Source organism: Rhodococcus sp. R1101 (assembly GCF_000278445.1).
In the GTDB taxonomy this organism is placed as follows: Bacteria; Actinomycetota; Actinomycetes; order Mycobacteriales; family Mycobacteriaceae; genus Rhodococcus; species Rhodococcus gordoniae.
This window is the reverse complement of the sequence record NZ_AJVB01000002.1, coordinates 31,378-56,974: the sequence shown is the minus strand read 5'-3', so window position 1 is coordinate 56,974 and position 25,597 is coordinate 31,378. Positions and strand designations below refer to the sequence as shown.

The following is a 25,597-nucleotide window of genomic DNA, read 5'->3' as shown; positions in this document are numbered from 1 at the left end:
CGTGCGAATTTTCGGGGGGATCGCAAAACTCGCCGTGCCCGACGGGGGTATGAACGACGGCTGTGCTGTGCCGGACGGGGTGGCAGCGGACGGGGTGGCGTCCGATGGTGTGGTGTCGGATGTCGAACTGCTCGCAGCACACGTCGCGGGCGACCGGCACGCCTTCTCCACCTTGCTGGCACGACATCACGACCATCTGTGGCAGGTCGCGCGGCGGACCAGTTACTCGAACGAGGACGCGGCCGACGCCTTGCAGGAGGCGCTGCTCGCGGCGCATCGGCGGGCGTCGAGCTTCCGGGAGGACGCCGCGGTACGCAGCTGGTTGCATTCGATCGTCGTCAACGCGTGCCTCGATCGCATCCGCCGCAATCGCGTACGCGTGACGGTCCCGTTGTTCGAGGACGATTCGCACGACCTGCGTACGGCCCGCGACCCCATCCGCGACGCCGAGGTGGCACTCGACATCGAATCCGCCCTGTTCGCACTGCCACCCGAGCAACGAGCGGCTGTCGTCGCGGTCGACGTCGAAGGTTTCTCCGTCCGGGAGGCCGCGCGGCGCCTCGGCATCCCGGAGGGCACGGTGAAGAGCCGGTGTGCCCGCGCGCGGAGCCGGCTCGCGGTCCTTCTCGACGACCTTCGCACCGACGGGAACCGATTGTGATCCGCCTCCGTCTTACTCTGGTGAGGGATGCCGAGCCGCGGAGGAGAGTCGCGCATGAACGAGGACGATATGCGCCCGTCGTACTCGGCCGAGGTGCCTCCGTCGTACTCTGCCGGGATGCGTCCGCCGTACTCCGCCGAGTTGCTCGCCGATCTGCACGCGGGTGTCCTCGAGGAGGCGTTCGCGGACCGGTTGTGGCCGCTGGTACGTCGCGATCCCCAGGCCGTCGCGTATCTGGCGCGACTCGATGCGACCCAGGCGCGGTTGTCGGCCCTGCGCGACGCTCCGTCGAAGGAAGCGATTCCGCCCGAGATCGCCGCGCGGATCGAGTCGGCGCTCGCGGAAGACCGGCCCACCCCGTCCCGGATGCTCGCGCAGCGTCGAGGGTGGGCGATGGCCGGTGTGGGGGTGGCTGCCGCGGTGGCGGTGATGCTCGTGATGGTCGTGCGCGGAACTGTTCTCGGCAACGATGATCCGGCCCGGATTCCCGTCGCGGCCGCGGAGGACGAGACCCTGCTCGAGCCCTCCGCCCTGCGGACGATGATCGGTGAGACCGAGCCCGGTCTTCTCGGCGGCCCCGATCGTCTCCGGGAATGTCTGGACGCGAACGGTTTTTACGGGCAGGCACCTCTCGGTTCACGCACCGTGCGGTTCGGGGACGACGATGCCGTCCTCGTCCTGATGAGCGGTGCCGACGCTCCGGCATTGACGGCGCTGGTGGTCGGGACGGACTGCGACGCAGACAATCCCGCAACATTGGTCCGGAAGACGATCGGCTGACGGCGCACCGCCTCCGGTCAGCGTTCCGCCACCGTGGAGAGCAGTTCCAGGATCCGGGTGCGCAGGGCGGGCGTGTCGTCCTCCGCGGCGATGAGCCCGGCGAACAGCGCCGACCCCGCCGCCATCACGAGCACTGCCTTGGCATCGATCTCGACGTCCGAATCCTCACCGTCGACGAACAGGGCGGTACTGGGCCCGCTGAACGTGCGCCAGAGCGTGTTGCGGAGGTCGTCGTGGTCGCGCAGTGCCGCGAGGAGCCCTGGCAGCGCTGCGCGGACCTCGGCTCGTGAGAACAGCTCGATGCTCCCGGCGACCACCCATTCGATCCAGCCCTTGCGATCGATGCCGTCGTAGGGCGTCAGGTCGGGTGCGGATCCGAGCAGCGCGTCGAGCACCAGGTGGGCCTTGGTCGGCCATCGGCGGGTGAGAGCGGCGCGGCCGACACCGGCGCGGGCAGCGATGGCACGCAGGCTCAGTCCGTCCCAGCCGTGACTGCGGAGCATGTCGCGGGTGACGGTGAGGACGTCGTTGTCTATTCGGGGGTCGCGAGGACGCCCGGGAGTGGTGGTCGGCATGGGATCCGTGATGTCGCAGGGCTGAGTGGGAATCGATCTGGCGCGGACTGTGACCAGCGTTATAGTCGAAACGTAATTACGGTACCACTGGCATCGAAAGTAGGGGCATGTCTTCGCCGCGACCCACCGTGTTCGAGCCGGCCCGACTCGGGCCGCTCACCCTCCGCAACCGCATCGTGAAGGCAGCGACCTTCGAAGGTGTGATGCCCCGCGGAACCGTCACCGACGAACTCGTCGAGTTCCACGCCGAAGTCGCCCGCGGCGGTACCGCCCTCACGACCGTGGCGTACTGCTCGGTCTCCCGCGACGGCCGCGTCCACCGCGACACCCTCGTGCTCGACGCCGATGCCGTGCCCGGCCTGACCCGGCTCACCGACGCCGTGCACTCCGCCGGCGGTCTGGCGTCCGCCCAGATCGGCCACGCCGGACTCGTCGCCAACCAGATCTCCAACAAGATGAAGACGCTCGCACCGTCCACGCGCATCAGTGCCCCCGCCATGGGGCTCGTCCGCGGCGCGACACTCGAACAGCTCGACCGGGTGGTCGAGAACTACGCCCGCGCCGCGCGCGTCGCCGCCGAGGCCGGATTCGACGCCGTCGAGGTCCACCTCGGCCACAATTATCTGCTGAGCTCTTTCATGAGCCCGAATCTCAACAAGCGCTCCGACCAGTACGGCGGCAGCATCGCCCACCGCACCGCCTTCCCACGTCGTGTGCTCGAGGCCGTCCGCACGGCAGTGGGGGAGAGGGTGGCCGTCATCGCGAAGTTCAACATGACCGACGGCGTACCCCAGGGTCTGTGGCTCGACGAGTCGCTGCCCATGGCCAAGCTCATCGAGTCCGACGGCACCATCGATGCCATGCAGCTCACGGGCGGCAGCTCGCTGCTCAACGGGATGTACTTCTTCCGCGGCGACGTGCCGATGAAGGAGTTCCAGGAGTCGCAGCCGAAGGTCGTCGGCTGGGGACTCAGGGTCTACGGACCGAAGATCTTCCCGAAGCTCCCGTTCGAGGAGGCTTTCTTCCTGCCGATGGCGCGCCAGTTCCGGTCCGAGCTGTCCCTGCCACTGATCCTGCTCGGCGGCATCAACCGACTCGACACCATCGAGACGGCACTCGACGAGGGATTCGAGTTCGTCGCCATGGGCCGCGCGCTGTTGCGTGATCCGTATCTCGTGCGCAAGTTCGAGGACAACTCGGCCCGGGAAGGTCTGTGCATCCACTGCAACAAGTGCATGCCGACGATCTACACCGGTACGCACTGTGTGATCCGCGAGACGCTGCGGGACGTACCCGACGCGGTCTGAGCAAGCGGCGGCGCATCGAGCGCGACCGCCCGAGCTCCGTACAGGACGTCTGTGGCGGGACGCACGGTCGGAGGGGAACAACACCGTTTACCCTGGTGTTGACAGTATCTGTAGGCTGCCGTCCGGTTTCGGCCGGACCGCCGGCAGTTCTTGCGCCCCCGAATCACCCAACCGGAAGGCTTCGCCGCATGACGACCTCGCCCACGATTCACGACCTCATCATCGTCGGTTCGGGACCGGCCGGATACACCGCTGCGGTCTACGCGGCCCGCGCCGAACTCTCCCCGCTCGTCTTCGAGGGAACCCAGTTCGGTGGGGAGCTCATGACCACCACCGAGGTCGAGAACTTCCCGGGTTTCAAGGACGGGATCATGGGCCCGGAGCTCATGGATCAGATGCGCGAGCAGGCACTGCGTTTCGGCGCCGATCTGCGCACCGAGGACGTCGACGAGATGGACCTGACGGGCTCGGTCAAGACGGTCGTCGCCAACGGCGAGACCTACCGCAGCCACGCCGTCATCCTCGCGATGGGTGCCGAACCGCGTTATCTCGGCGTGCCCGGTGAGTCGCAGCTGCTCGGCCGCGGCGTCTCCGCCTGCGCCACCTGCGACGGCTTCTTCTTCCGCGACCAGGACATCGCCGTCGTCGGCGGTGGCGACTCCGCGATGGAGGAAGCGACCTTCCTGACGCGCTTCGCCCGCAGCGTCACCCTCATCCACCGCCGCGAGGAGTTCCGCGCGTCGAAGATCATGCTCGAGCGCGCCCGTGCCAACGAGAAGATCCGCTTCGTCACCAACGCGAGGGTCGCCGAGGTACAGGGCGAGAACAGCGTCACGAACCTCGTCCTCGAGGACACGGTCACCGGCGAGCGCAGCGACCTCCCGGTCACCGGCCTGTTCGTCGCCGTCGGTCACGACCCGCGCAGCTCGCTCGTCAAGGGTCAGGTCGACCTCGACGACGAGGGCTATGTGAAGGTCTCGGCGCCGTCCACCGCGACGTCCGTGCCGGGTGTCTTCGCCGCCGGCGACCTCGTCGACCACACCTATCGTCAGGCGATCACCGCCGCCGGCACCGGATGCTCGGCGTCCATCGACGCAGAGCGCTGGCTGGTCGCGAACCGCGAGGTCGCCGCCCCCACGCTCGCCGAAGCCTGATCCACCCCCGTTCCACATTCCATCCCCAGATTCAGGAGACCTACGTGGCCGACAACAACGCCAACACCGTCACCATCACCGACTCGTCGTTCGTCGAGGACGTACTGCAGTCCGAGAAGCCCGTCCTTGTCGACTTCTGGGCCACCTGGTGCGGTCCGTGCAAGATGGTCGCTCCGGTTCTCGAGGAGATCGCGGCCGAGCACGGCGACAAGCTGACCGTCGCCAAGCTCGACATCGACGCCAACCCGTCGGCCGCCCGCGACTACCAGGTCATGTCGATCCCTACGATGATCCTCTTCTCCGGCGGCAAGCCCACGAAGACGATCGTGGGGGCCAAGGGTAAGGCGGCGTTGCTTCGGGACCTCGCGGACGTCCTGTAGTACCGTCCCAGGATCAACGCTCGGATGTGCCCGTGAGTCCGTTTACACGGGCACATCCTTCATCCACCCCCGTTCGATGCTGCCCAGCCCTCATGCCGGGCACCGATCCGGTCAGCACGGAAAGGCCCGATACATGCGCCCTCTTCGTCACGGCGACCACGGTCCGGCTGTCGCCGAGATCCGGAGCACCTTGGCCGGCCTGGGATTCCTTCACAACGAGCCCGAGGAGTCGGGCGACTGGATGGGATCGGACGTCCCGTTCGATCGTGAACTCGACGGAGCTGTGCGTGCATTCCAGCAGCAACGCGGTCTGCTCGTCGACGGGATCGTCGGACCCGCGACCTATCGCTCGTTGAAGGAAGCGGCGTACAAACTCGGTGCGCGCACCCTGATGTATCAGCTCTCCGCTCCGCTCTACGGAGACGATGTCGCGGCCCTGCAGACCCGCCTGCAAGACCTCGGCTTCTACGTCGACCGCGTGGACGGTTACTTCGGTCCGAAGACTCACGAAGGGCTGTGCTCCTTCCAGCGCGAGATCGGCCTCGCCTCCGACGGCATCTGCGGTGCCGAGACCCTGCGCGCGCTCGAACTGCTCGGCACCCGCGTGTCGGGCGGTTCGCCCCACGCGATCAGCGAGGAAGAAATCGTCCGCCGCTCCGGGCCCCAGCTCAGCGGCAAGCGCATCGTCATCGACCCCGGTCTCGGAGGCAACACCCACGGCATCATCGTGCCGAGCCCTCACGGCCCCATTTCGGAGGCCGACATCCTGTGGGATCTCGCGCGGCGGCTCGAGGGCCGCATGGCAGCGACGGGCATGGAGACCTTCCTGTCGCGGCCGTACCACGTGAATCCGACCGACGTCGAACGCGCGGGCACGTCCAATGCCTTCGGCGCCGACCTCATGCTTTCGCTGCGCTGCGATGCGAGTCGCAGCCCCGCGGCGAACGGAATCGCGAGCTTCCACTACGGCAACTCGCACGGTTCCGAATCGATGATCGGCCAGGTGCTCTCCGGCTACATCCAGCGCGAGATCGTCGCCCGCACGACCCTGCAGGACTGCCGTAGCCACGGCCGCACCTGGGACCTGCTGCGCCTGACCAACATGCCCACGGTCCAGATCGACCTCGGTTACCTCACCAACGAGCACGACGCCACGCTGCTCGCCGATCCGCGCAGCCGCGACATCATCGCCGAGGCGATCCTCATCGCGGTGAAGCGGCTGTACCTGCTAGGCCAGGACGACCAGCCGACCGGCACCTACACCTTCGCCGAGTTGCTCGCCGAAGAGCTCTCCATCTCGGACAGTCGCTGACCGGACCACACACGAGAAAAGGACCGCTCCGCAGACACTGCGGAGCGGTCCTTTTCCTCTGTGTCCCGGAGGACGATCGATGTCCCGGAGGACGTCAGTGGGCGCCCACCGGCGACCCTGCGGTCAGATCCGCGATGGTGAGAGAGGACTCCTCGAGGAGCCTGTCGAGCGCGGTCTCCACGGCGACCTTCCATTCATGGTCGCGGTCGAGTTCGAGACGCAGACGCGGATATCGGTGGTGCGGTGCGACGACCTCGAAGCCCATGTCCTCGAGAAAGTCGGCGTCGATCATGCACTCCGTGTCGGAGCATCCGAGTGCAGCCGTCGCGTGCGGCACATCGCCGGCCTCGGCGTCGGCGCCGTGCCGGATTCCGAAGGCCTCGATGGCACGAACATTGCGCCGGACGAGATCAGCGACGACACCCCGAACAAGGTCGGCGCCGACGTTCAGGTCGGCGGCATGCGGTTCGGTCCGCATCGACGTCAGCAGAATCGCGTCGGCGCTGACGGGTGCGGTGGGGAAGGCCTGCGAGCGGGGAACCATGCCCGGAGGAGCGTAGAGCGCGCACCCGGCGGCCTTGTCGCCGATCGTCGCGATCTGGCCGCACGACCCCCATTCGAGAAGGACCATGGACAGCCATGCTTCCTTCTCGAACTCGGGGTCGGCGAAGTGTTGCAGGTCGGGCGACGCGGTGGGATCGATCTCCCAGAACACGCACCGCCGCGCATGAGCAGGCAACTGCTCGATCGCACTCAGCGTGAGCGGTGACACTCGAGTCGACACGGGATAGTTCGCCTCCACGTCTTTCGTCTACAGACTGTTGTCCTGACCCGACGAGGAGTCAAGAAAGGTCGGTCTGCGACTCCATCATCTTCACGATGCGTTCGAGGTCGTCGACCGAACCGAACTCCACCACGATCTTGCCCTTGCGCTTGCCGAGACTCACGGTGACGCGCGTATCGAAGGAGTTCGACAGCCGCTCCGCGACATCCTGCAGTCCGGGCATCTGGATGGGCTTCCGGCGCTTCTGCTGCGGAGCGTCGGGGGTGTCGTTGCGGTTGGCGAGCACGACAGCTTCTTCCGTCGCACGCACGGACAGACCCTCGGCGACAATGCGTGCGGCGAGTGCTTCCTGGGCGTCGGCACCGGCCTCGAGCGCCAGCAGCGCGCGCGCATGCCCGGCCGACAGCACCCCGGCCGCCACCCGCCGTTGCACCGCGACCGGCAGCTTGAGCAAGCGGATCATGTTCGTGATCACCGGTCGCGATCGACCGAGCCGGCCGGCAAGTTCCTCGTGGGTGACCTCGAACTCCTCGAGCAACTGCTGATATGCCGCTGCCTCTTCGAGGGGATTGAGTTGCACCCGGTGGATGTTCTCGAGCAGCGCGTCGCGCAACAGCGACTCGTCCTCGGTGTCGCGAACGATCGCGGGAATCGTGTCGAGCCCGGCTTCCTGGACGGCCCGCCAGCGACGCTCGCCCATCACGAGCTGGAAGCGGTCGCCGTCGAGACGGCGGACCACGACCGGTTGCATGAGCCCGAACTCACGGATGGAGTGGACGAGTTCTGCGAGTGCTTCCTCGTCGAAGACCTGACGCGGCTGCTTCGGATTGGGTTCGATCCGGCCGATCGGGATTTCGAGGTACACCGCTCCGGTGGGGGAGGGGAGGGGTTCGCTCTCGATGGTCGCGGTGGACGACTTCTCCGAGTCGCCGGACGGCCGGGCAGCCTCGTTCCGGAACACCGGTGCCGTCGGCTTGCCGTCGCCGATGATGACGTCGGCGGCGGCCGTGCCCAGACCGGACGACGGCAGGTTCAGGACCGACGAAGCCGCGCGACGCGCAGCGGCCGACTTGGACTGCCCGCCCCCAGCAGGCTTCGCCGGTGCGGACGCTGCGGCCTTGGTGGACGCAGGGGCAACCGGGTCCGGCTCGGCCGGGGCGGTGGCCGTAGGGATCGTAGCGGGAGCCGGCTTCTGCTCTGCGTCCACCGGCGGTCCCGTAGGGATGAGAGCTGCCAGACCTCGACCGAGCCCGCCCTTGCGTGTCGCGCTCATCCGTTCCCCTGATTCTCGTGTGCCCCGCGTGCCGCCAACTCGCGCCCGGCGTCGAGGTAGCTCATCGCGCCGCGCGATCCAGGATCGTAGTCGAGAACTGTCATCCCGTAACCGGGAGCTTCGGAGACTTTCACACTACGGGGGATGACGGCACGCAGCACCGCGCTGCCGAAGTGGGCACGCACCTCTGCGGCGACCTGATCGGCCAGTTTGGTTCGCCCGTCGTACATCGTCAGGAGAACGGTCGAGACGTGCAGTTCGGGGTTGAGGTGGGACTGGACGAGCTCGATGTTGCGCAGGAGCTGCCCGACGCCCTCGAGTGCGTAGTACTCGCACTGGATGGGGATGAGGACTTCCTTCGCGGCAACGAGAGCATTGACCGTGAGCAAGCCGAGCGAGGGCGGGCAGTCGATGATCACGTAGTCGAAGTTGCGATCGCCGAGAGCTTCCTTCGTGAGGGCATTCCGGAGACGGTTCTCTCGCGCGACCATCGAGACGAGTTCGATCTCGGCGCCCGCGAGGTCGATGGTGGCGGGGATGCAGAAGAGACGTTCGTTGTGAGGGCTCTGTTGCACGGCATCGGCGGCACTGATCTCACCGAGGAGGATCTCGTAGCTCGAGGGAATGCCGGAGTAGTGAGGCACGCCCAATGCGGTGCTCGCATTGCCCTGCGGATCGAGGTCGACGACGAGAACGGACAGACCCTGGACAGCGAGAGCGGAGGCGATATTCACCGCCGTTGTGGTCTTACCCACCCCACCCTTCTGGTTGGCGATCGTGAAGACGCGACGCTCACGAGGCTTGGGTAGGGAGTTGGCTTCGCTCGGATGCAGGACCTGGGTGGCGCGATGAGCGGCCGCGCCGATAGGCGTGTCGATAGCGGAGAAACCATCGAAGGGCACAGGGGAGAAGTCGTCCTCGACGCCTCCGGTTTCACGTGAAACAGCGGATTCAGATCCACCCGTCATAGAACACTCCTTACACGTAGATCCGCTCGGTTCGCACGCTACATCCCCGTCGCTTCCCGGTCCCGGCTCCGAAGACCGGGTCGAGGCGCCGAAGAGAGAATGCGAGCCCCTGGCCCGGAGCTGTCCCGGCTTCCCGAGCACGCGCACGCATTCTCGGTTGGTTCAGTATCCCATCCGCATTCTAGGTTCCGTCGGCGACATGGCCGGGCGTTGTTTCACGTGAAACGGCGCAGCGGTTGTTTCACGTGAAACACAGCGAAAGGAATCGCCATGTTTCACGTGAAACGTCGACAGCGGTCAGCGAAAGGGGAGGGACGATAGAAGGAGGAAAATGAATTACTGTGCATTGCAACCAGAGTCATGGTACTCATCTCGAAATTCATTGCGTAGAAACCTTTTCGGAAAGTCCTACGCTTGCAGTCGAGTCAAACATCACAGTGACGAAACTCCCTGGGGTGAATGGGTCTGGTGTGACAACGACGGAAACGACCCTTTCGTCCCGGAAAAGCACTCGAGTAGATTCCTCGAGTCGGCACCGAGTCGTCCCGAAAAGACAACACCCTCCCGGCCCGGTGGGGGAGGGGAGGGTGATGCGGGGTTGCCGAATGCTCGATCCTGCGTCAGCGCTTCTTGCGACGTCTCGCCGGACGTGGGATCCGCTCGGCCTTGACGACGAGAGTAGGAACGGGAAGAAGATCACCTCCGCACTCGAGCACCTCGAGATTGCCGGCGCCCAAGCGAGTGAGTTCGTCGTGATCCCGCTCGATCTCCTCTCGAGCGGAGGAGCCCTTCAATGCCAGCATCCGTCCTCCCTCATGGACGAGGGGCAGTGACCACTTGGCGAGTTTGGCGAGGGGTGCGACTGCACGCGAGGTGACGACATCCGCACCGCCGGCTTCCTGGAGCACGCTCGGCTGCTCGGCTCGGCCGCGGACCACAAGGACATTCTCGATCCCGTTGGATTCCACGAATTCCGCCAGATAGACGGTGCGACGCAGAAGCGGCTCGACGAGAGTGACCTGGAGGTCGGGACGGGCGAGCGCGAGAGGAATGCCCGGCAGGCCGGCGCCACTGCCCACGTCGACGACCGTCTCACCCTCCTGGATGAGTTCGCCCACCACAGCGCAATTGAGAATGTGCCGCTCCCACAGGCGCGGTACCTCGCGCGGCCCGATGAGTCCCCGCTCGACACCCGCCGTCGACAACGACTGGTGGTATCGCTCGGCGAGGTCGATTCGATCCCCGAACACCTGCTGTGCGATCGCCGAAAGTTCCGCCTCGTGCTGTTCCACGTGAAACATCCTTTCCTGTGGACCCATCTGAAACAACATCGGGGCCCACAGCATCGATACGAAAAGCGAAGAGGGACCCTGGCGACGCAGAGTCCCTCTTCGGTCGGCGAGGCCGACTCAATCCTTGACGATCACCACACGGCGGTTCGGCTCCGCACCCTCGCTCTCGCTGGACACACCGTCGATCTTCGCCACGGCGTCGTGCACGATCTTGCGCTCGAACGGCGTCATCGGCTCCAGCTCTTCACGCTTACCGGACTCGAGCACGCGCTTCGCGGCCGACGCACCCAGCGAGGACAGTTCGTTACGCTTACCCGCGCGCCACCCCGCGATATCGAGCATGAGCTTGCTGCGCTCGCCCGTCGCCTGCTGCACGGCGAGGCGGGTGAGTTCCTGCAGAGCGTCGAGAACCTCGCCGTTGCGACCCACCAGCTTGGTGAGATCCTTGCCACCATCGATGCTCACGACCGCGCGGTCGCCCTCGACGTCGAGGTCGATGTCGCCGTCGAAATCGAGAACGTCGAGCAACTGCTCCAGGTAGTCGCCGGCAATTTCGCCTTCCTCGATGAGGTAATCGTCGTCATCGAGATCGGCGTCCGCCGCGGTGTCGCTCCCCTCGGGTGCCACCGCGAGGTCCTCTTCCACCTTGTCCAGGTCACTGGCCATGTTCAGCTCTCTTCTACTTCGGTCAGCGCCGCTTGCGCTTGGAGTTCTTGGGGCGGCTGCCCGGTTTGGGAGCGGTCGCACCGGGCTTCGGAGCCGATGCTGCCGTGTCCGCGTCACCCGCGGAGTCCTTCTGCAGCGACACTTCGCCGGTCTCGTCGACCGTGGCGTCACCGGCATCGGACACTGCCGCTGCGGCCGTGCCCTTCTTCTTGGACTTGTCGGGTCGGGCACCCGGCTTCGGTGCGTTCTCGTTCCGGCGTGCCAGGGCGGCAGCCTTCTTCTCCTCTTCCTCCTTGTCGATACGTCGGAAGACGAGGTGCTGCTGTCCGTAGGTCCAGATGTTGTTGCTGACCCAGTAGAGGATGACGGCGATCGGGAGGAACGGGCCACCGACGAGCACACCCAGCGGGAAGACGTACAAGGCCAACTTGTTCATGATCGCGGCCTGCGGATTCGCGGCGGCCTGAGCGCTCTGGCGGGCGACGGAAGCGCGCGCATTGAAGTGCGTGGCGATACCGGCGACGACCATCAACGGCACTGCGACGGCGGCGATCTCCCAGCGCGTCGGAATGCCGCCGAACGGCGCGAAGGCTTCGAGCGACGCCATCGGCTGCGTGATCCACGACGAGATCGGAGCACCGAACAGACGGGCACTGAGGAAGGACTGGACGTCTTCCGGGCTGAACGCGTAGTTTCCGAGCTGCGCATTCTGCTCGGGAGTCAGCCCGAGCTGGCCGAAACCGGTGCCGGTGCGGTTGAACGAACGCAGCACGTGGAACAGGCCGATGAAGACGGGAACCTGCAACAGGACGGGCAGGCATCCCATCAGCGGGTTGAAGCCGTGCTCCTTCTGGAGCTTCTGCATCTCGAGCGCCTGGCGCTGTCGATCCTTGGCGTACTTCTTCTGGAGCGCCTTGATCTGCGGCTGCAGTTCCTGCATCTGGCGGGTGGTACGCACCTGCTTGACGAACGGCTTGTACAGGATCGCGCGGAGGGTGAACACGAGGAACACCACCGACAGCGCCCAGGTCCAACCGCTGTCCGGCCCCAGAAATGGGATCGCGGCGAAGACTTTGTGCCAGACCCACAGGATCCAGGACACGGGATAGTAGATGAAGTCGAGCACGGCTCTATGTACTCCTCTGGTCGTCCATGATCGCCACGAAGAGGCGTCGGTCTCGGGTCTCGGCTCCGGTCAGGTACCCACTGGGGACGACCGATGTTTCCGTTCGGGTACCGGATCCCACCCACCAGGGTGCCAGGGGCCGCACTTGAGCAGTCTCACCGATGCCAGGACCGAACCGACGACGACACCCCGCGTGCGCAGCGCCTCCACGGCGTACTCGCTACAGGTCGGGGTGAATCGGCAGGTCGGCATCCGCGTGGGCGACACATAGGTGCGATAGAACTCGATGCAGAGGATCAGTGCCCGGGCCGGGGCGGACCGCAGCGATCGCCACCACGACCTCGGCTCCGCCTCGTTCATGCGCGGGCACTCCCACTCGGGACCGGAGCAGCGGAGTCGAGCAGCCCGAGGCGAGCGAGACCCGATCGCACCTGCTTGTCGAGTTCGCGGGATTCCGCGGTGGCGGCGCCGGGTAGCGCGCGCAGCACGATGTCGGTCTCGGAGGGCAGAGCCTCGACGAGGCCTGCGCAGATATGACGAAGCCGGCGTGCGACTCGATGTCGAATCACCGCCGGCCCGACAGCCTTGCTCACGACCAGTCCGAAACGCGGACCGCCGACACTCACCAAGGACTCGGTGCGATCGCGTTCGAGAACGTGAACGACCAGATCCCGCCGCCCCTGACGACGCCCTCGGCGGACGGTGTCCGAGAAATCCGAGTGGCGCCGCAGTCGATACGGCTCAGGTAACACCCCGAGCTCCCGTTAGGGAATCAGGCGGTGAGAGAAGCGCGGCCCTTGCGGCGACGCGCCGAAACGATTGCGCGACCCGCACGGGTCCGCATCCGGAGACGGAAGCCGTGAACGCGCGCGCGGCGTCGGTTGTTCGGCTGGAACGTCCGCTTGCCCTTGGCCACGGTCGACACTCCTCGATAATTCTGCGACGGCGCGGGTGAGCGCCGTCGTTCCAACGTGTACGTGAATTCGCAGGATCCGCTTGCCCGGAAGAGCAGGACGAACCCATCACCTCAGTATGAGTGACTGTTCGAGGCTACTCGGACGCGGGCGCGAAATCAAACCGCGACCATCACCGGCAATCAACGCGACACGCCGGACGCGTCGACGAAAACTACACCCCGAGAAGGTATGTGATCCGGGGCACAGCTCGGGTACGCTGTGGGCCATGTCTTCGACGGCGCATCGCGACTACCTGTGCAGTCCCGCGTCACGCTCCGTTCGACGACGATGTGCCGGCCGGTGACGGCCCGCTGCCCCGCGCCTGCACGGGCGCTCTCGCGCAGCTTCTCCGGGCGCATTCGCGGCGTACGAGCCCGGATCGCATCGCATCGTGTGTCACACTGATCCCCGCAGACCGCCCGGGCCCACGAACCCGCTGAGCGAATACACAACCTCCCATCCACATATCCACCGGGTGATTCCCCCGGTTGTCCACACCTGTGGATAATCGTGTGGAAAACCGGTGATCAAAGGGAGGGAAGCTGCGTGAGCGACGAGCCGAACGCGCTGGCCGATGTGTGGACGGACGTCGTATCCGAGCTGACCATCGACGACGGATTGCTGACGAAGAGCCAGAAGGCATGGCTCGCACTCGTCAAACCGATCACGCTCGCACAGGGATTCGCCCTGCTCTCGGTGCCTTCCACGCTCGCCCAGCAGTCGATCGAACGCGATCTGCGCGAACCCATCCTCCGCACCCTCAACCGGCACCTCGGCCACCGGGTCGAGGGTCTCGGTGTGCGCGTCGAGCCGCGGGAACGTGTGGATGATCCTGCCGAGGATCCCTACGCCGAACCTCGCGACACACTGCCCCTCGAAGGCCTGCCGGTCGATGCACAGCCTGTGAATCCGCGCACCGCGGAGACACGCAGCCGTGATCTGCGCCGGGAGGTTCCGATGCCCCGCGATGTCGGTGCCTCGCGCGACGGGGCGATGCCGCGGGACGGCGCCGTGTCCAGGGACGGCACCGGACAGAGGGACGGCGTCGGACCGAGGGACGGGGAATTCACGCGCGACGGCATGCTTCCCGGTGAGGGTGCCGCCTATCGGCGACGCCTGATCTCCTCGCGCGAGCACGACATGCTCGAGGCCGACCACGGCGAACTCGAGGAGGTCGACGACGACCGGGAGGCGATGACCGCCGTGCGCGAGTCGTGGCCGTCCTACTTCACCCAGCCCCCACCGCCCGAGACGCCGCCCATGGGCAGCAGCAGCCTCAACGCGAAGTACACCTTCGACACCTTCGTGATCGGCGCGTCGAACCGGTTCGCGCACGCCGCAGCGGTGGCGATCGCCGAAGCGCCGGCACGGGCCTACAACCCGCTCTTCATCTGGGGTGCGTCGGGCCTGGGCAAGACGCATCTGCTGCATGCCGCCGGCCATTATGCCCAGCGGCTCTTCCCGGGGATGCGGGTGAAGTACGTCTCCACCGAGGAGTTCACGAACGACTTCATCAACAGCCTCCGCGACGACCGCAAGGTCGCGTTCAAGCGGCGCTACCGCGAGACCGACATCCTGCTCGTCGACGACATCCAGTTCATCGAGGGCAAGGAAGGTATCCAGGAGGAGTTCTTCCACACTTTCAACACCCTCCACAACGCCAACAAGCAGATCGTCGTCTCGTCCGACCGCCCGCCCAAGCAGCTCGCGACGCTCGAGGAACGTCTGCGGACCCGGTTCGAGTGGGGTCTGATCACCGACGTCCAGCCGCCGGAACTCGAGACGCGCATCGCGATCCTGTCGAAGAAGGCGCGCATGGACGGCCTGAACGTGCCGCACGACGTGCTCGAGCTGATCGCGAGCCGGATCGAACGCAACATCCGCGAACTCGAGGGTGCCCTGATCCGCGTGACGGCCTTCGCGTCACTCAACAGGCAACCACTCGATCTCACCCTCGCCGAGGTGGTGCTGCGTGATCTGATGCCGGACTCATCCGCGCTCGAGATCAACGCCGCCACGATCATGGCCGTGACCGCGGAGTACTTCGGCACGTCGATCGACGACCTGTGCGGCCCCGGGAAGGCACGCCCACTCGCGCAGGCACGCCAGATCTCGATGTATCTGTGCCGCGAGCTCACCGATCTGTCGCTGCCGAAGATCGGGCAGACCTTCGGTCGCGACCACACCACAGTCATGTACGCGGACAAGAAGATTCGCAAGGAGATGACCGAGCGTCGCAAGGTCTACGACCAGGTGCAGGAGCTCACCGCGCGCATCAAGCAGCGGTCCAAGCGCTGATCCTCGAGCCTCGAGTATCCATCCACAGGGAGCGTCCACAGGGCGCTCCCTGTCCCGTATCTCGAGAAATTTCGGGTTCCCACACCTGTGGACAAGGGTGTGCAGAACGTGGGATCTTTGTGGACGAACGGTGGACAAAGGATGAACAGTCTCGAGGAATCCACATTCATCCTCGAGAACTCCTCGAGTTCATCCTCGAGTTCGTACCCCTCGAGAACATCGCCCACCAGCCTAGACGGTCGTTCGTCCACAGATTCCACAGGCCCTATTACTACTTCTGTGAGTTCTCTTCAGAAATCTTCTTTCAAAACAGGTGTGTGGAGAGCGTCGGTCCACAGGCCCTCGAGTGAGGGTCACGCCTCGAGCCTCCCGGCTTTCCAAGCAGCGACGGAAGGCATAACGTGGACCCGCATCCCCCGGCTCCGCCTCATCGGTGTCGGGGTTCTGTGACAGACTTCGTAGACTTGTCGAGACCACGATCGAAGGGATCCACCGGGCGATGGAGCTGGGAAGTATGAAGTTTCGTGTGCCTCGCGAGGACTTCGCCGATTCCGTTGCATGGGTTGCCCGAAGCCTTCCGTCGCGACCCCCCGTTCCGGTTCTGGGCGGTGTCCTGCTCGGTGCCGACGAACGCGGGCTGACGGTCTCGGGCTTCGATTACGAGGTATCCGCGCAGGTCCACGTCTCGGCCGAGGTCATCACTCCGGGCCGGGTGCTGGTGTCCGGCAAACTGCTCGCCGACATCACCCGCGCGTTGCCCCACAAGCCTGTGGATGTCGTGCTCGACGGCACCCGCGTGCTCATCACGTGCGGTAGCGCCAAGTTCTCGCTCCCCACCATGCCTGTGGAGGACTACCCGCAGCTGCCCGAGCTCCCGCAGCAGACCGGTGCGCTGTCCGGCGATCTGTTCGCCGAGGCCATCAGCCAGGTCGCCGTCGCAGCCGGCAAGGACGACACGCTCCCCATGCTCACGGGCATCCGGGTGGAGATCGAGGGCACCGACATGGTGCTCGCGGCCACCGACCGGTTCCGTCTCGCGGTGCGGAAGCTCGAGTGGATGCCCACCGCGGAATCCACGAGTTCGGCCGTGCTGGTACCCGCCAAGACCCTCTCCGAGGCCGCGAAAACCGTTGGCGGATCCTCGAACTCCCCGGTCCAGCTGGCTCTCGGCAGCGGCTCGTCGGTGGGTGCCGAGGGTCTGCTCGGCATCGTCGCCGAAGGTCGCCGCACCACGACGCGCCTGCTCGACGCCGAATTCCCCAAGTTCCGCCAGCTGCTCCCCAACGAGCACACCGCGATGGCGACCGTCGAGATCGCACCGCTCGTCGACGCGATCAAGCGCGTGGCGCTGGTCGCCGAGCGCGGTGCGCAGGTCCGACTCGAGTTCACGGAGGGCAGCGTGCTGCTCTCGGCCGGTGGCGACGACGCGGGCCGGGCCGAGGAATCCCATCCCGCCGAGTTCTTCGGGGAGCCGCTGATCATCGCGTTCAACCCGGGCTACCTGCTCGACGGACTGACGTCGCTGCACACCGACAAGGTCTCGTTCGGGTTCACCACCTCGAGTCGGCCCGCCGTGCTGCGCCCCGCGCTCGACGAGGAACCCGTGCCGGACTCCTCGGGTACCTTCGCCGCTCCGGACAGCGATTACACCTATCTGCTGATGCCGGTGCGCCTGCCGGGCTGACCGGCCCCGAGACTGGACCCCCGTGTACGTTCGCACCTTCTCGCTGCGCGACTTCCGTTCGTGGAGAACGGTTTCCGTCGACCTCACTCCGGGGGCGACGGTCTTCGTCGGGCGCAACGGACACGGGAAGACCAACCTGCTCGAGGCCCTCGGATATCTGTCGACGCTGTCGTCGCACCGGGTGTCCTCCGACGGTCCGTTGCTGCGGACCGGCGCATCGCGGGCGTTCGCCGGGGCTCTGGTCGTCAACAACGGCCGTGAGCTCGGCATCGACATCGAGATCAACGAGGGCAAGCAGAACCGGGCGCGGATCAACCAGTCGCCGGCCCGCCGGCCCCGCGAGATCCTCGGCATCCTCCGCACGGTGCTCTTCGCACCGGAGGATCTCTCCCTCGTCCGCGGCGACCCGGGCGATCGCCGCCGGTTCCTCGACGAGCTGCTCAGCACGCGATTCCCGCGGATGAGTGGGGTCCGCGCCGACTACGACAAGGTGCTGCGCCAGCGGTCCGCGCTGCTCAAGACGGCGGGTGGGGCGCTGCGGCGGGGAAACCGCTCCGACGACGGGGCGAGCGCTCTGGCCACCCTCGACGTGTGGGACGGCCACCTCGCGGCCCACGGGGCCGAACTGCTCGCGGAGCGCATCGCGTTGCTGCACGAACTGGCCCCGCACGTGTCCGAGGCGTACCGATCGATCGCACCCGAGTCGCGTCCGGCGAGCCTGCGCTACCGCAGCAGCCTCGGTGACGCGCTGCCACCGGAGTTCTCCGATCCGGCCCGGATGCCTGCACGGGACGATCGCGAGTTTCTCGAGACTGTCTTCCTCCACCGGCTCGCGGAGATGCGGTCCAGGGAGATCGAACGCGGAGTCTGCCTCGTCGGACCGCACCGCGACGATCTCGAGTTGATGCTCGGCGCCGAGCCGGCGAAAGGTTATGCGAGCCACGGCGAATCGTGGTCGTTCGCGCTCGCGTTACGGCTCGGGGCGTTCGCCCTGCTGCGCACCGACGGCACCGATCCGGTTCTCATGCTCGACGACGTCTTCGCCGAACTCGATCGTCGCCGGCGGTCCGCGCTCGCCGAGGTCGCCACGACGGCCGAGCAGGTGCTGATCACGGCGGCCGTGCCGGAGGACGTGCCCGCCGAGTTGAACGGTGCCCGGTTCTCCGTCCACGTCGAGGACACCGGAGAAGGTCGTATCTCTGTGCTGGGATCGGTGCAACGGGAGACGGACCGGATCACCGGGGAGGTCGGATGAACGACGAACGGACAGGTGCCGACGGCGGTGCGAACGAGCCGGAGCTGAAGGGCATCGACCTGGCCCGTCGCGCGCTCGAGGAGGCTCGGGCCGCCGCGAAGGCGAGCGGTAAGGCCGTCGGGCAGGGACGCGCGTCGCGCGGCCGGTTGCGCCCGAAACGCCGGCGTCGGGGCTGGTCGGGGCCCGGACCGGACGACCGCGACCCCCAGCCGCTCGGTTCTCTCGCGCAGTCCCTGTCCAAGCAGCGGGGGTGGTCGACGCACGTGTCCGAAGGCACCGTCATGGGGAGCTGGGCCCGGGTCGTGGGTGACGACATCGCGAGCCATGCCCAGCCGACCACACTGCGCGACGGAATCCTGCACGTCTCGGCCGAGTCGACGGCCTGGGCGACGCAGCTGAGGATGATGCAGTCTCAGATCCTCGCGAAGATCGCCGCGGCCGTGGGGCACGGAGTGGTGAAGGAACTGCGGATCACCGGCCCGACGGCTCCGAGCTGGCGGAAGGGCGAACGTCACATCCGCGGCCGCGGACCACGCGACACCTACGGGTGATTCCCGGATCGCTCGCGGCCCGTACGCGGGGCGAAAATCCGGGTGCCTAGGAAATCACGTCGTCCCGCTCGCGAAGGGGCGGCTACGGGGACGTCAGCGGTGCGGATGCCCGCATTCGTGTCGACCCCGGTGCAGGGCCTGAGGGCACGTAGGATGGACAGGAATGCGTCGCGCGCGTGCGCGGGGCCGATCGGAGAAGGAGAGCTACCCACCCGTGGCTGCCCAGAAGTCGAACAACAACAAGAATGAGTACGGTGCGTCGTCCATCACCGTCCTCGAGGGTCTCGAGGCGGTGCGCAAGCGCCCCGGCATGTACATCGGTTCCACCGGAGAGCGTGGTCTGCACCACCTGATCTGGGAGGTCGTCGACAACTCGGTCGACGAGGCCATGGCCGGTTACGCGTCGAAGGTGGAGGTCACCCTCCTCGCCGACGGCGGCGTCCAGGTCGTCGACGACGGCCGCGGTATTCCCGTCGGTATGCACGCGTCCGGTGTCCCTACCGTCGAGGTCGTCCTCACCCAGCTCCACGCCGGCGGCAAGTTCGACTCCGACGCCTACGCCGTCTCCGGCGGTCTGCACGGTGTCGGTATCTCCGTGGTGAACGCCCTGTCCACAATCCTCGAAGTCGAGATCGACAACGACGGGTACCACTGGGAGCAGACGTACACCGCCTCGAAGCCGGGCGAGCTGGTCAGAGGAGAGGCCACCAAGCGCACGGGTACCACCGTCCGGTTCTGGCCCGACCCCGAGATCTTCGAGACCACGACGTTCAACTTCGAGACCGTCGCGCGTCGCCTGCAGGAGATGGCGTTCCTCAACAAGGGATTGACCATCACCCTCACCGACGAGCGGGTCGCACCCGAAGAGGTCACCGAGGAAGACGTCCCCGACACCGCGGACGCCCCCAAGACCGCGGAAGACCAGGCCGTCGAGGCCGCCGAACCCGAGGTCCACAAGGTCAAGGTCCGCACGTACCACTACCCCGGTGGTCTCGAGGACTACGTGCGGCACATCAACCGCACGAAGACGCCCATCCACAACTCGGTCGTCGGGTTCACGGCCAAGGGCACCGGCCACGAACTCGAGGTCGCGATGCAGTGGAACTCGGGTTACTCCGAGTCCGTCCACACTTTCGCCAACACCATCAACACCCACGAGGGCGGCACGCACGAGGAAGGCTTCCGCGCGGCGCTGACCACCGTCGTCAACCGTTACGCGAAGGACAAGAAGCTCCTCAAGGAGAAGGACCCCAACCTCACGGGCGACGACATCCGCGAGGGCCTGGCAGCGATCATCTCCGTCAAGGTCGCCGAGCCGCAGTTCGAGGGCCAGACCAAGACCAAGCTCGGCAACACCGAGGTGAAGTCGTTCGTGCAGAAGGCGTGCAACGAGCACATCTCGCACTGGTTCGAGGCCAATCCGGCCGACGCGAAGACGATCGTCACCAAGGCCGTGTCGTCGGCGCACGCACGTGTGGCCGCCCGAAAGGCACGCGAGCTCGTCCGCCGCAAGAGCGCGACGGACATCGGTGGTCTGCCCGGCAAGCTGGCCGACTGCCGGTCGAAGGATCCGAGCAAGTGCGAGATCTACATCGTGGAGGGTGACTCCGCAGGTGGGTCCGCCAAGTCGGGTCGCGACTCGATGTACCAGGCGATCCTTCCGTTGCGCGGCAAGATCATCAACGTCGAGAAGGCCCGTATCGACAAGGTGCTCAAGAACGCCGAGGTCCAGTCGATCATCACGGCGTTCGGTACCGGCATCCACGAAGAGTTCGACATCGCGAAGCTGCGCTATCACAAGATCGTCCTGATGGCCGACGCCGACGTCGACGGTCAGCACATCGCGACGCTGCTGCTCACGCTGCTGTTCCGCTTCATGCGCCCGCTGGTCGAGGAAGGTCACGTCTTCCTGGCGCAGCCGCCGCTGTACAAGCTCAAGTGGCAGCGCAGCGAGCCGGAGTTCGCGTACTCGGACCGTGAGCGCGACGCCCTGCTCGAGGCGGGTCTCGCCGCGGGCAAGAAGATCAACAAGGACGACGGTATCCAGCGTTACAAGGGTCTCGGTGAGATGAACGCCAAGGAACTGTGGGAGACCACGATGGATCCGAGCGTCCGCGTCCTGCGTCAGGTGACCCTCGACGACGCCGCTGCGGCCGACGAGTTGTTCAGCGTCCTCATGGGCGAGGACGTCGCGGCACGACGGAGCTTCATCACCCGTAACGCGAAGGATGTCCGCTTCCTCGACGTCTGATCACGGCCGGCCCCGCCGGAGAACTGCATGCGAATCCCCGCTGTGTCGTACATCACGGCGGGGATTCGCATGTCGTGCGCTCGGAAGTGGGAAGGGCCGTTAGCCTTCTTCGTTACTCGTGAGTACACTCCTATCGGCCATCTGTACGTGTGGCTGCCGACGAGGGGGCCGGGGCAGCGCGGGGGTACGGGAAGAACTCACTCTTCCGTATCCGCTGTATGTCCCGATATGGTGCCCTCACCCGAAACGTCTCGTTCGACTGCACTCGATCGAAAACGCGCTCATCGGAGTGCAGTGCCGACTGGTGTTCGTCGCCCGGCGCGGACGGGGTGGAAGGAGAGCTGTGATCCATGAGTGACAAGTCGCCGCCCCAGCAGCGGTGGTGGAACATCGAGGGGTGGGGTCTTCGCAGGAAGGTCACCGCTGTTCTCGCTGTCCCCGTGACCGTGGCAATGGTCCTCGGTGGTCTTCGGGTCGAGAACGAGCTCAGCAACGCCGTCCACTTCTCGTCCGCAGCCGATCAGGTTGCGGCCGTGCCGGACATCGTCGATTTCTCGACGGCGTTCGCCACCGCCACCGCGGATGCCGCGGTCGGAACGGCGACCCCCGAGGAAATGGCGGCTCTCGGTGACGCTTTCGGCACGATCGCCTCGATCACGGAGAACCCCGAGCTCGATCCCGCCGTGACCGCCGACCTCAGCCGCACCGCCGCCACGGCCCAGTCGCTCTACACGAAGATCCAGGCGGGTCCGGTGCCGATCGAGGAGATCGGTGCCGTCACCAACGAGGTGCGCGACAGCCTCAACCGTATCGTCGAGGCCATCCTCGGCGAGGTCGACGATCGCGAGATCATCGGTTACGGCGACCAGCTGATCAACGCGTGGTACTCGCAGCGCTACCTCTTCGGTCAGGTTCTCGGTCTGCTCCAGCTGATCGGCGACCCGACCCAGCCCGGCACCGCCCTGGTGTCGGCGTCCGGTGCCGAGCTCGCGATGCTCGATCTGCTCGCCCGCTCCTACCCCATGGCCGACGCGCAGATCGCGGAACTCCGGTCCGGCGTCCAGGAGCGCGCCGACATGGTCGACGCGGCCGGTTCGGGCCCGCTCCCGATTCTCAACCTCCGCGCGTCGTTGCTCAACAGTGTCGACATCTACGGCACCATCATCGAAGAAGCGTCGAACCAGGTCAGCACCACCATTCAGGAACGCGCGGCGGAAACCCGCTCGGCTGCGCTCCGCGATACCGCGATCGTGCTCGCGGCCCTGCTCGCGGCACTCGTGCTCGCACTGCTCGTGTCGCGTTCGCTCGTCGGGCCGATCCGTCGTCTGCGCTACGGCACCCTGAAGGTGGCGCGGCAGGAGCTTCCCGAGGCGATCGACCGAATCAAGGTCGGCGACAACATCGAGGACATCGAGTTCACCCGCGTCCCGGTGCACACCACCGAGGAGATCGGGCAGCTCGCCCGCGCGGTCGACGACATGCACGGGCAGGCTCTGCGCCTCGCCGGCGAGCAGGCCCACCTGCGTCTGCAGATCAGCGACATGTTCGAGACGCTCGCGCGTCGGTCGAAGTCGCTCGTGGAGCAGCAGCTCGGTCTCATCGAACGACTCGAGTACGAGGAGAAGGACCCCGCTCGACTCGAGAGCCTGTTCCGTCTCGACCACCTCGCCGCGCGTATGCGTCGTAACGGCGACAACCTGCTGATTCTCTCCGGTACGCGCATGCGTCGTGGTCACTCCGCGCCCGTTCAGCTCGGCGACATCCTGCGCGCCGCCATGTCGGAGGTCGAGGACTACCAGCGCGTACAGATCGGCTCGACGCCCGACGGTGCTCTCAGTGGCGCGGTCGCGACCGACATCGTGCACCTCCTGGCCGAGCTGGTCGACAACTCGTTGCGTGCGTCACCGCCCGACAGCAACGTCACCTTCAGCTTCGCGCGTGCCGTCGACGGCGGTCTGCTCGTCGAGATCGCCGACCGCGGCATCGGTATCCCGGCCGACGAACTCGAGGTCATCAACCAGCGTCTCGCCAAGGGCGGCGAGGTCGGTCCGGACACCGCACGTCACATGGGTCTGTTCGTGGTGTCGCGACTCGCCGAGCGGCACGGTCTCACCGTGCGTCTGCGCCCGACCTTCGACACCGCACGCAACCCGGGTATCACCGCGAGCGTCCACATCCCGGACGTGCTGCTGGTGTCCCCGCTTGCGTTGTCGCACACCGGTCCTCAGCCCCCTCTCGAACTGGAGCCGGAGGAGTACTCGGCACCGCCGGCGATCTCGGCGCCCGTCGCACGGCAGGGTCTTCCCGAGGCCGCGAACGACGATGTCCGGGCCGGCGAGTCCGACGACGCATACGCGAAAGCCGGCTACGCGAACGACAGTTACGCGAGCGATGTCGACGAAACCCCTTCCGCTGCGCGGGACACGGCGCCGTCCTACCAGGACGAGCGCCGGGACGAGTCGCAACGCGAATCGGGACGGAACGAGTTCGCCCCGCCTCCGTCGTCACTTCCGGCACCCTCGCTGCGCGACTCTCGAGCGTCCTCGCCCGACGACCGGACACCGTCGGCCTCGCGCGAGTTCGGGCCGTCGGGTCTTCCGCAACGTCGCCCCGGCGGAACTCCGGGTCTGCCCACTCGTCAGCCGGGCGGGACTCCGGGTCTGCCGACTCCGCCCAGGTCGCCGCAGCCGCGCCGGATCGAACCGGATGCCGCAGCAGCGTTCGCGTCGTCCCTGCCCCCGCGCGGTCCTCGCCGCGGACCGGAAGAGACCAACGGGCACTCGGCCGACGGTCGCAACGGTGAGGGACACAACGGTTCCACTCCGCGGCCCGACACCGATCCCGCTCGTCGTGAAGGACTTTCGGGTCTTCCGCAGCGTCGCCCCGGTGCCACGCCGGGTCTGTCGCCGACGAATTCCGCGCCCACACGCGACAGCCGCCAGGATCAGTCGCAGGCATGGGACTCGCAGCAGTCCCTGCCGGTCCGCGAGCCGCAGCAGGACTCGGCGCATCGTGCGCCCTCCCCGCAGCCGCGCCCCGCTTCCCCCGGTCTTCCGCAGCGTCGTCCGGGCGCGACTCCCGGGCTTCCGGGACGGGCATCCGGATCGTCCCCCTCGGTTCCGCAGAACCGGCCGCAGCAGCCGATGGCGGGTCCGCTCGCGGGTGGCGAATCCACGGATCGGACGGAGGCACCGAGCCGTTCCGACCTGCCGCAGCGCGCGCCGGCCTCGGATCCGGGCCGTCGTCAGTCGGAACTCTTCCAGGGTCTTCCGCAGCGGCGTCCGGGAAGCGCGCCCGGTCTGCCGCGTCGTCAGCCGGGCAGCACTCCGGGGCTTCCGCAGCGACCTGCTGCGGCCACCAACGGTTCCGGATTCGATTCGGCCGCAGCGGCGTCCGGGCCCAGCATCGCCGACGGTGGTTCCGTGTCGCCCCGCAGCGACGCGCAGCAGGCGGCCCGGCACCGCTACCGGACCAACTCGGCGAAGACGGCGTCGTTCTTCCAGCCACGGTCCGACCTGGCGTCGGCCCGTCCGCAGCCGGCGAACACTCCGATCTTCACCACGATGATGTCGGATTGGCTCGTCGACCCGACGAGCCTTCCGGAGGATCGCAGGAAGCGGGAATGGCACTCCGCCGCGGACGCGGGTTGGGAAGCAGCTCAGCGTGCTTCGGAAGCCCCCGTAGAGGAGCACACCACCGCGGGTCTTCCGCGGCGTGCCCCCGGCGAACGCCTGGTGCCGGGTGCCGTACGGGCGCCGGCAACGGGTGAACTGCCGAGGACCATTCGACGTCGAGACCCGGAAGCCATCCGGGCCAACTTGAGCCGCCATCAGCAGGGTGTCCGCGACGGACGCGCCTCGGCGAATACCAGCAATCGCGAGAACGACGAACAGGGAGTTCGATGAATATTGATCATGGATCCGACGCAGCTCGTCCATTGGACTGGTTGGTTTCCAACTTCGCGCGCGAAGTCCCGGGTGTCTCGCATGCCGTACTCGTGTCCGCCGACGGCCTTCTCATGGCCGCCAGCGCCCACCTCCCGGTGGATCGTGCCGAGCAGCTCGCTGCGGTGACCTCGGGCCTGGCGAGTCTGTCCAACGGTGTGTCGCAGCTGTTCGACGGGGGAGGTGTGCTGCAGTCCGTCGTGGAGATGCAGCACGGTTACCTGTTGCTGATGAGTGTCGGCGACGGCTCCCACCTTGCGGCTCTGACGGCCTCCGAGTGTGACATCGGACAGGTCGGTTACGAGATGGCGCTCTTGGTCGATCGAGTGGGTGCTTCGGTCGAAGCCACTCCGCGGGTCGGTCTAGGGTCCTGACGTCGA

General features: G+C 66.6%; 23 protein-coding genes. 13 read left to right on the top strand and 10 right to left on the bottom strand.

Annotation, left to right across the window (positions count from 1 at the left end):
- Nucleotides 1-49: 49 nt before the first annotated feature.
- Both sigM and R1101_RS0100545 read left to right on the top strand, forming a co-directional pair.
- Complete coding sequence (gene sigM, locus R1101_RS0100550) at nucleotides 50-661, top strand: RNA polymerase sigma factor SigM (protein WP_016931540.1); 612 nt, start codon at nucleotides 50-52, stop codon at nucleotides 659-661.
- 54 nt (nucleotides 662-715) lie between these two features.
- Nucleotides 716-1,441: a hypothetical protein gene (locus tag R1101_RS0100545; RefSeq protein ID WP_232284637.1), complete on the top strand. Its 726-nt coding sequence runs from the start codon at nucleotides 716-718 to the stop codon at nucleotides 1,439-1,441.
- 17 nt (nucleotides 1,442-1,458) lie between these two features.
- Here the strand turns inward: R1101_RS0100545 and R1101_RS0100540 are convergent, their stop codons facing one another.
- A complete protein-coding gene (locus R1101_RS0100540; RefSeq protein WP_016931538.1) occupies nucleotides 1,459-2,016 on the bottom strand; it encodes a TetR family transcriptional regulator in 558 nt (185 codons plus the stop codon).
- A 107-nt stretch (nucleotides 2,017-2,123) separates the two neighbouring features.
- Here R1101_RS0100540 and R1101_RS0100535 point away from each other — a divergent pair, with 107 nt between their 5' ends.
- From R1101_RS0100535 to R1101_RS0100520, 4 genes are all read left to right on the top strand, one after another.
- Nucleotides 2,124-3,323, top strand: a complete 1,200-nt coding sequence (locus R1101_RS0100535) for an NADH:flavin oxidoreductase (RefSeq protein WP_026002741.1) — start codon at nucleotides 2,124-2,126, stop codon at nucleotides 3,321-3,323.
- Nucleotides 3,324-3,511: 188 nt separating this feature from the next.
- Entirely contained in the window at nucleotides 3,512-4,477 is a 966-nt protein-coding gene (gene trxB, locus R1101_RS0100530) for a thioredoxin-disulfide reductase (RefSeq protein ID WP_016931536.1), read from the top strand.
- Between the two features lie 44 nt (nucleotides 4,478-4,521).
- Complete coding sequence (trxA, locus tag R1101_RS0100525; protein ID WP_016931535.1) at nucleotides 4,522-4,857, top strand: thioredoxin; 336 nt, start codon at nucleotides 4,522-4,524, stop codon at nucleotides 4,855-4,857.
- Between the two features lie 133 nt (nucleotides 4,858-4,990).
- Nucleotides 4,991-6,169 (top strand): N-acetylmuramoyl-L-alanine amidase, encoded by a 1,179-nt coding sequence (locus R1101_RS0100520; RefSeq protein ID WP_016931534.1) that lies wholly within the window; start codon nucleotides 4,991-4,993, stop codon nucleotides 6,167-6,169.
- 94 nt (nucleotides 6,170-6,263) lie between these two features.
- Here the strand turns inward: R1101_RS0100520 and R1101_RS0100515 are convergent, their stop codons facing one another.
- From R1101_RS0100515 to rpmH, 9 genes are all read right to left on the bottom strand, one after another.
- Complete coding sequence (locus R1101_RS0100515) at nucleotides 6,264-6,953, bottom strand: hypothetical protein (RefSeq protein WP_026002740.1); 690 nt, start codon at nucleotides 6,951-6,953, stop codon at nucleotides 6,264-6,266.
- 58 nt (nucleotides 6,954-7,011) lie between these two features.
- Nucleotides 7,012-8,226 carry a ParB/RepB/Spo0J family partition protein gene (locus R1101_RS0100510; RefSeq protein ID WP_026002739.1) on the bottom strand — a complete coding sequence of 405 codons (1,215 nt, stop codon included), beginning with the start codon at nucleotides 8,224-8,226 and terminating at the stop codon, nucleotides 7,012-7,014.
- Nucleotides 8,223-9,194 (bottom strand): ParA family protein, encoded by a 972-nt coding sequence (locus R1101_RS0100505; RefSeq protein ID WP_026002738.1) that lies wholly within the window; start codon nucleotides 9,192-9,194, stop codon nucleotides 8,223-8,225. Before R1101_RS0100505 ends, R1101_RS0100510 begins: the two co-directional genes overlap by 4 nt.
- A 620-nt stretch (nucleotides 9,195-9,814) precedes the next feature.
- Nucleotides 9,815-10,495 carry a 16S rRNA (guanine(527)-N(7))-methyltransferase RsmG gene (gene rsmG / locus R1101_RS0100500; protein ID WP_037221823.1) on the bottom strand — a complete coding sequence of 227 codons (681 nt, stop codon included), beginning with the start codon at nucleotides 10,493-10,495 and terminating at the stop codon, nucleotides 9,815-9,817.
- A 108-nt stretch (nucleotides 10,496-10,603) separates the two neighbouring features.
- On the bottom strand, nucleotides 10,604-11,152 hold the full coding sequence (locus R1101_RS0100495) for a Jag family protein (protein ID WP_016931529.1): 549 nt from the start codon (nucleotides 11,150-11,152) through the stop codon (nucleotides 10,604-10,606).
- Nucleotides 11,153-11,174: 22 nt separating this feature from the next.
- Entirely contained in the window at nucleotides 11,175-12,278 is a 1,104-nt protein-coding gene (yidC, locus tag R1101_RS0100490; RefSeq protein ID WP_016931528.1) for a membrane protein insertase YidC, read from the bottom strand.
- Between the two features lie 69 nt (nucleotides 12,279-12,347).
- Nucleotides 12,348-12,638 carry a membrane protein insertion efficiency factor YidD gene (yidD, locus tag R1101_RS0100485; protein WP_016931527.1) on the bottom strand — a complete coding sequence of 97 codons (291 nt, stop codon included), beginning with the start codon at nucleotides 12,636-12,638 and terminating at the stop codon, nucleotides 12,348-12,350.
- Complete coding sequence (gene rnpA / locus R1101_RS25595; protein WP_026002736.1) at nucleotides 12,635-13,030, bottom strand: ribonuclease P protein component; 396 nt, start codon at nucleotides 13,028-13,030, stop codon at nucleotides 12,635-12,637. The genes yidD and rnpA overlap by 4 nt, the downstream gene beginning before the upstream one ends.
- A gap of 20 nt (nucleotides 13,031-13,050) precedes the next feature.
- Nucleotides 13,051-13,194 carry a 50S ribosomal protein L34 gene (rpmH, locus tag R1101_RS29350; protein ID WP_006550910.1) on the bottom strand — a complete coding sequence of 48 codons (144 nt, stop codon included), beginning with the start codon at nucleotides 13,192-13,194 and terminating at the stop codon, nucleotides 13,051-13,053.
- A 586-nt stretch (nucleotides 13,195-13,780) separates the two neighbouring features.
- On the opposite strand from rpmH, the gene dnaA reads away from it, so the two are divergent.
- From dnaA to R1101_RS0100445, 7 genes are all read left to right on the top strand, one after another.
- Nucleotides 13,781-15,532 carry a chromosomal replication initiator protein DnaA gene (dnaA, locus tag R1101_RS0100475; RefSeq protein WP_016931525.1) on the top strand — a complete coding sequence of 584 codons (1,752 nt, stop codon included), beginning with the start codon at nucleotides 13,781-13,783 and terminating at the stop codon, nucleotides 15,530-15,532.
- A gap of 499 nt (nucleotides 15,533-16,031) precedes the next feature.
- The gene (gene dnaN, locus R1101_RS0100470; RefSeq protein ID WP_026002735.1) at nucleotides 16,032-17,216 is read left to right on the top strand and encodes a DNA polymerase III subunit beta; all 1,185 of its coding nucleotides are present in this window, start codon (nucleotides 16,032-16,034) and stop codon (nucleotides 17,214-17,216) included.
- 22 nt (nucleotides 17,217-17,238) lie between these two features.
- Nucleotides 17,239-18,471 carry a DNA replication/repair protein RecF gene (gene recF, locus R1101_RS0100465; protein WP_016931523.1) on the top strand — a complete coding sequence of 411 codons (1,233 nt, stop codon included), beginning with the start codon at nucleotides 17,239-17,241 and terminating at the stop codon, nucleotides 18,469-18,471.
- A complete protein-coding gene (locus R1101_RS0100460) occupies nucleotides 18,468-19,022 on the top strand; it encodes a DUF721 family protein (RefSeq protein ID WP_016931522.1) in 555 nt (184 codons plus the stop codon). Before recF ends, R1101_RS0100460 begins: the two co-directional genes overlap by 4 nt.
- Nucleotides 19,023-19,236: 214 nt before the next feature.
- Nucleotides 19,237-21,273 carry a DNA topoisomerase (ATP-hydrolyzing) subunit B gene (gene gyrB / locus R1101_RS0100455; RefSeq protein ID WP_016931521.1) on the top strand — a complete coding sequence of 679 codons (2,037 nt, stop codon included), beginning with the start codon at nucleotides 19,237-19,239 and terminating at the stop codon, nucleotides 21,271-21,273.
- 350 nt (nucleotides 21,274-21,623) lie between these two features.
- The gene (locus tag R1101_RS0100450; RefSeq protein ID WP_016931520.1) at nucleotides 21,624-25,178 is read left to right on the top strand and encodes a sensor histidine kinase; all 3,555 of its coding nucleotides are present in this window, start codon (nucleotides 21,624-21,626) and stop codon (nucleotides 25,176-25,178) included.
- Nucleotides 25,175-25,591 carry a roadblock/LC7 domain-containing protein gene (locus R1101_RS0100445; protein ID WP_006550917.1) on the top strand — a complete coding sequence of 139 codons (417 nt, stop codon included), beginning with the start codon at nucleotides 25,175-25,177 and terminating at the stop codon, nucleotides 25,589-25,591. The genes R1101_RS0100450 and R1101_RS0100445 overlap by 4 nt, the downstream gene beginning before the upstream one ends.
- Nucleotides 25,592-25,597 lie beyond the last annotated feature (6 nt).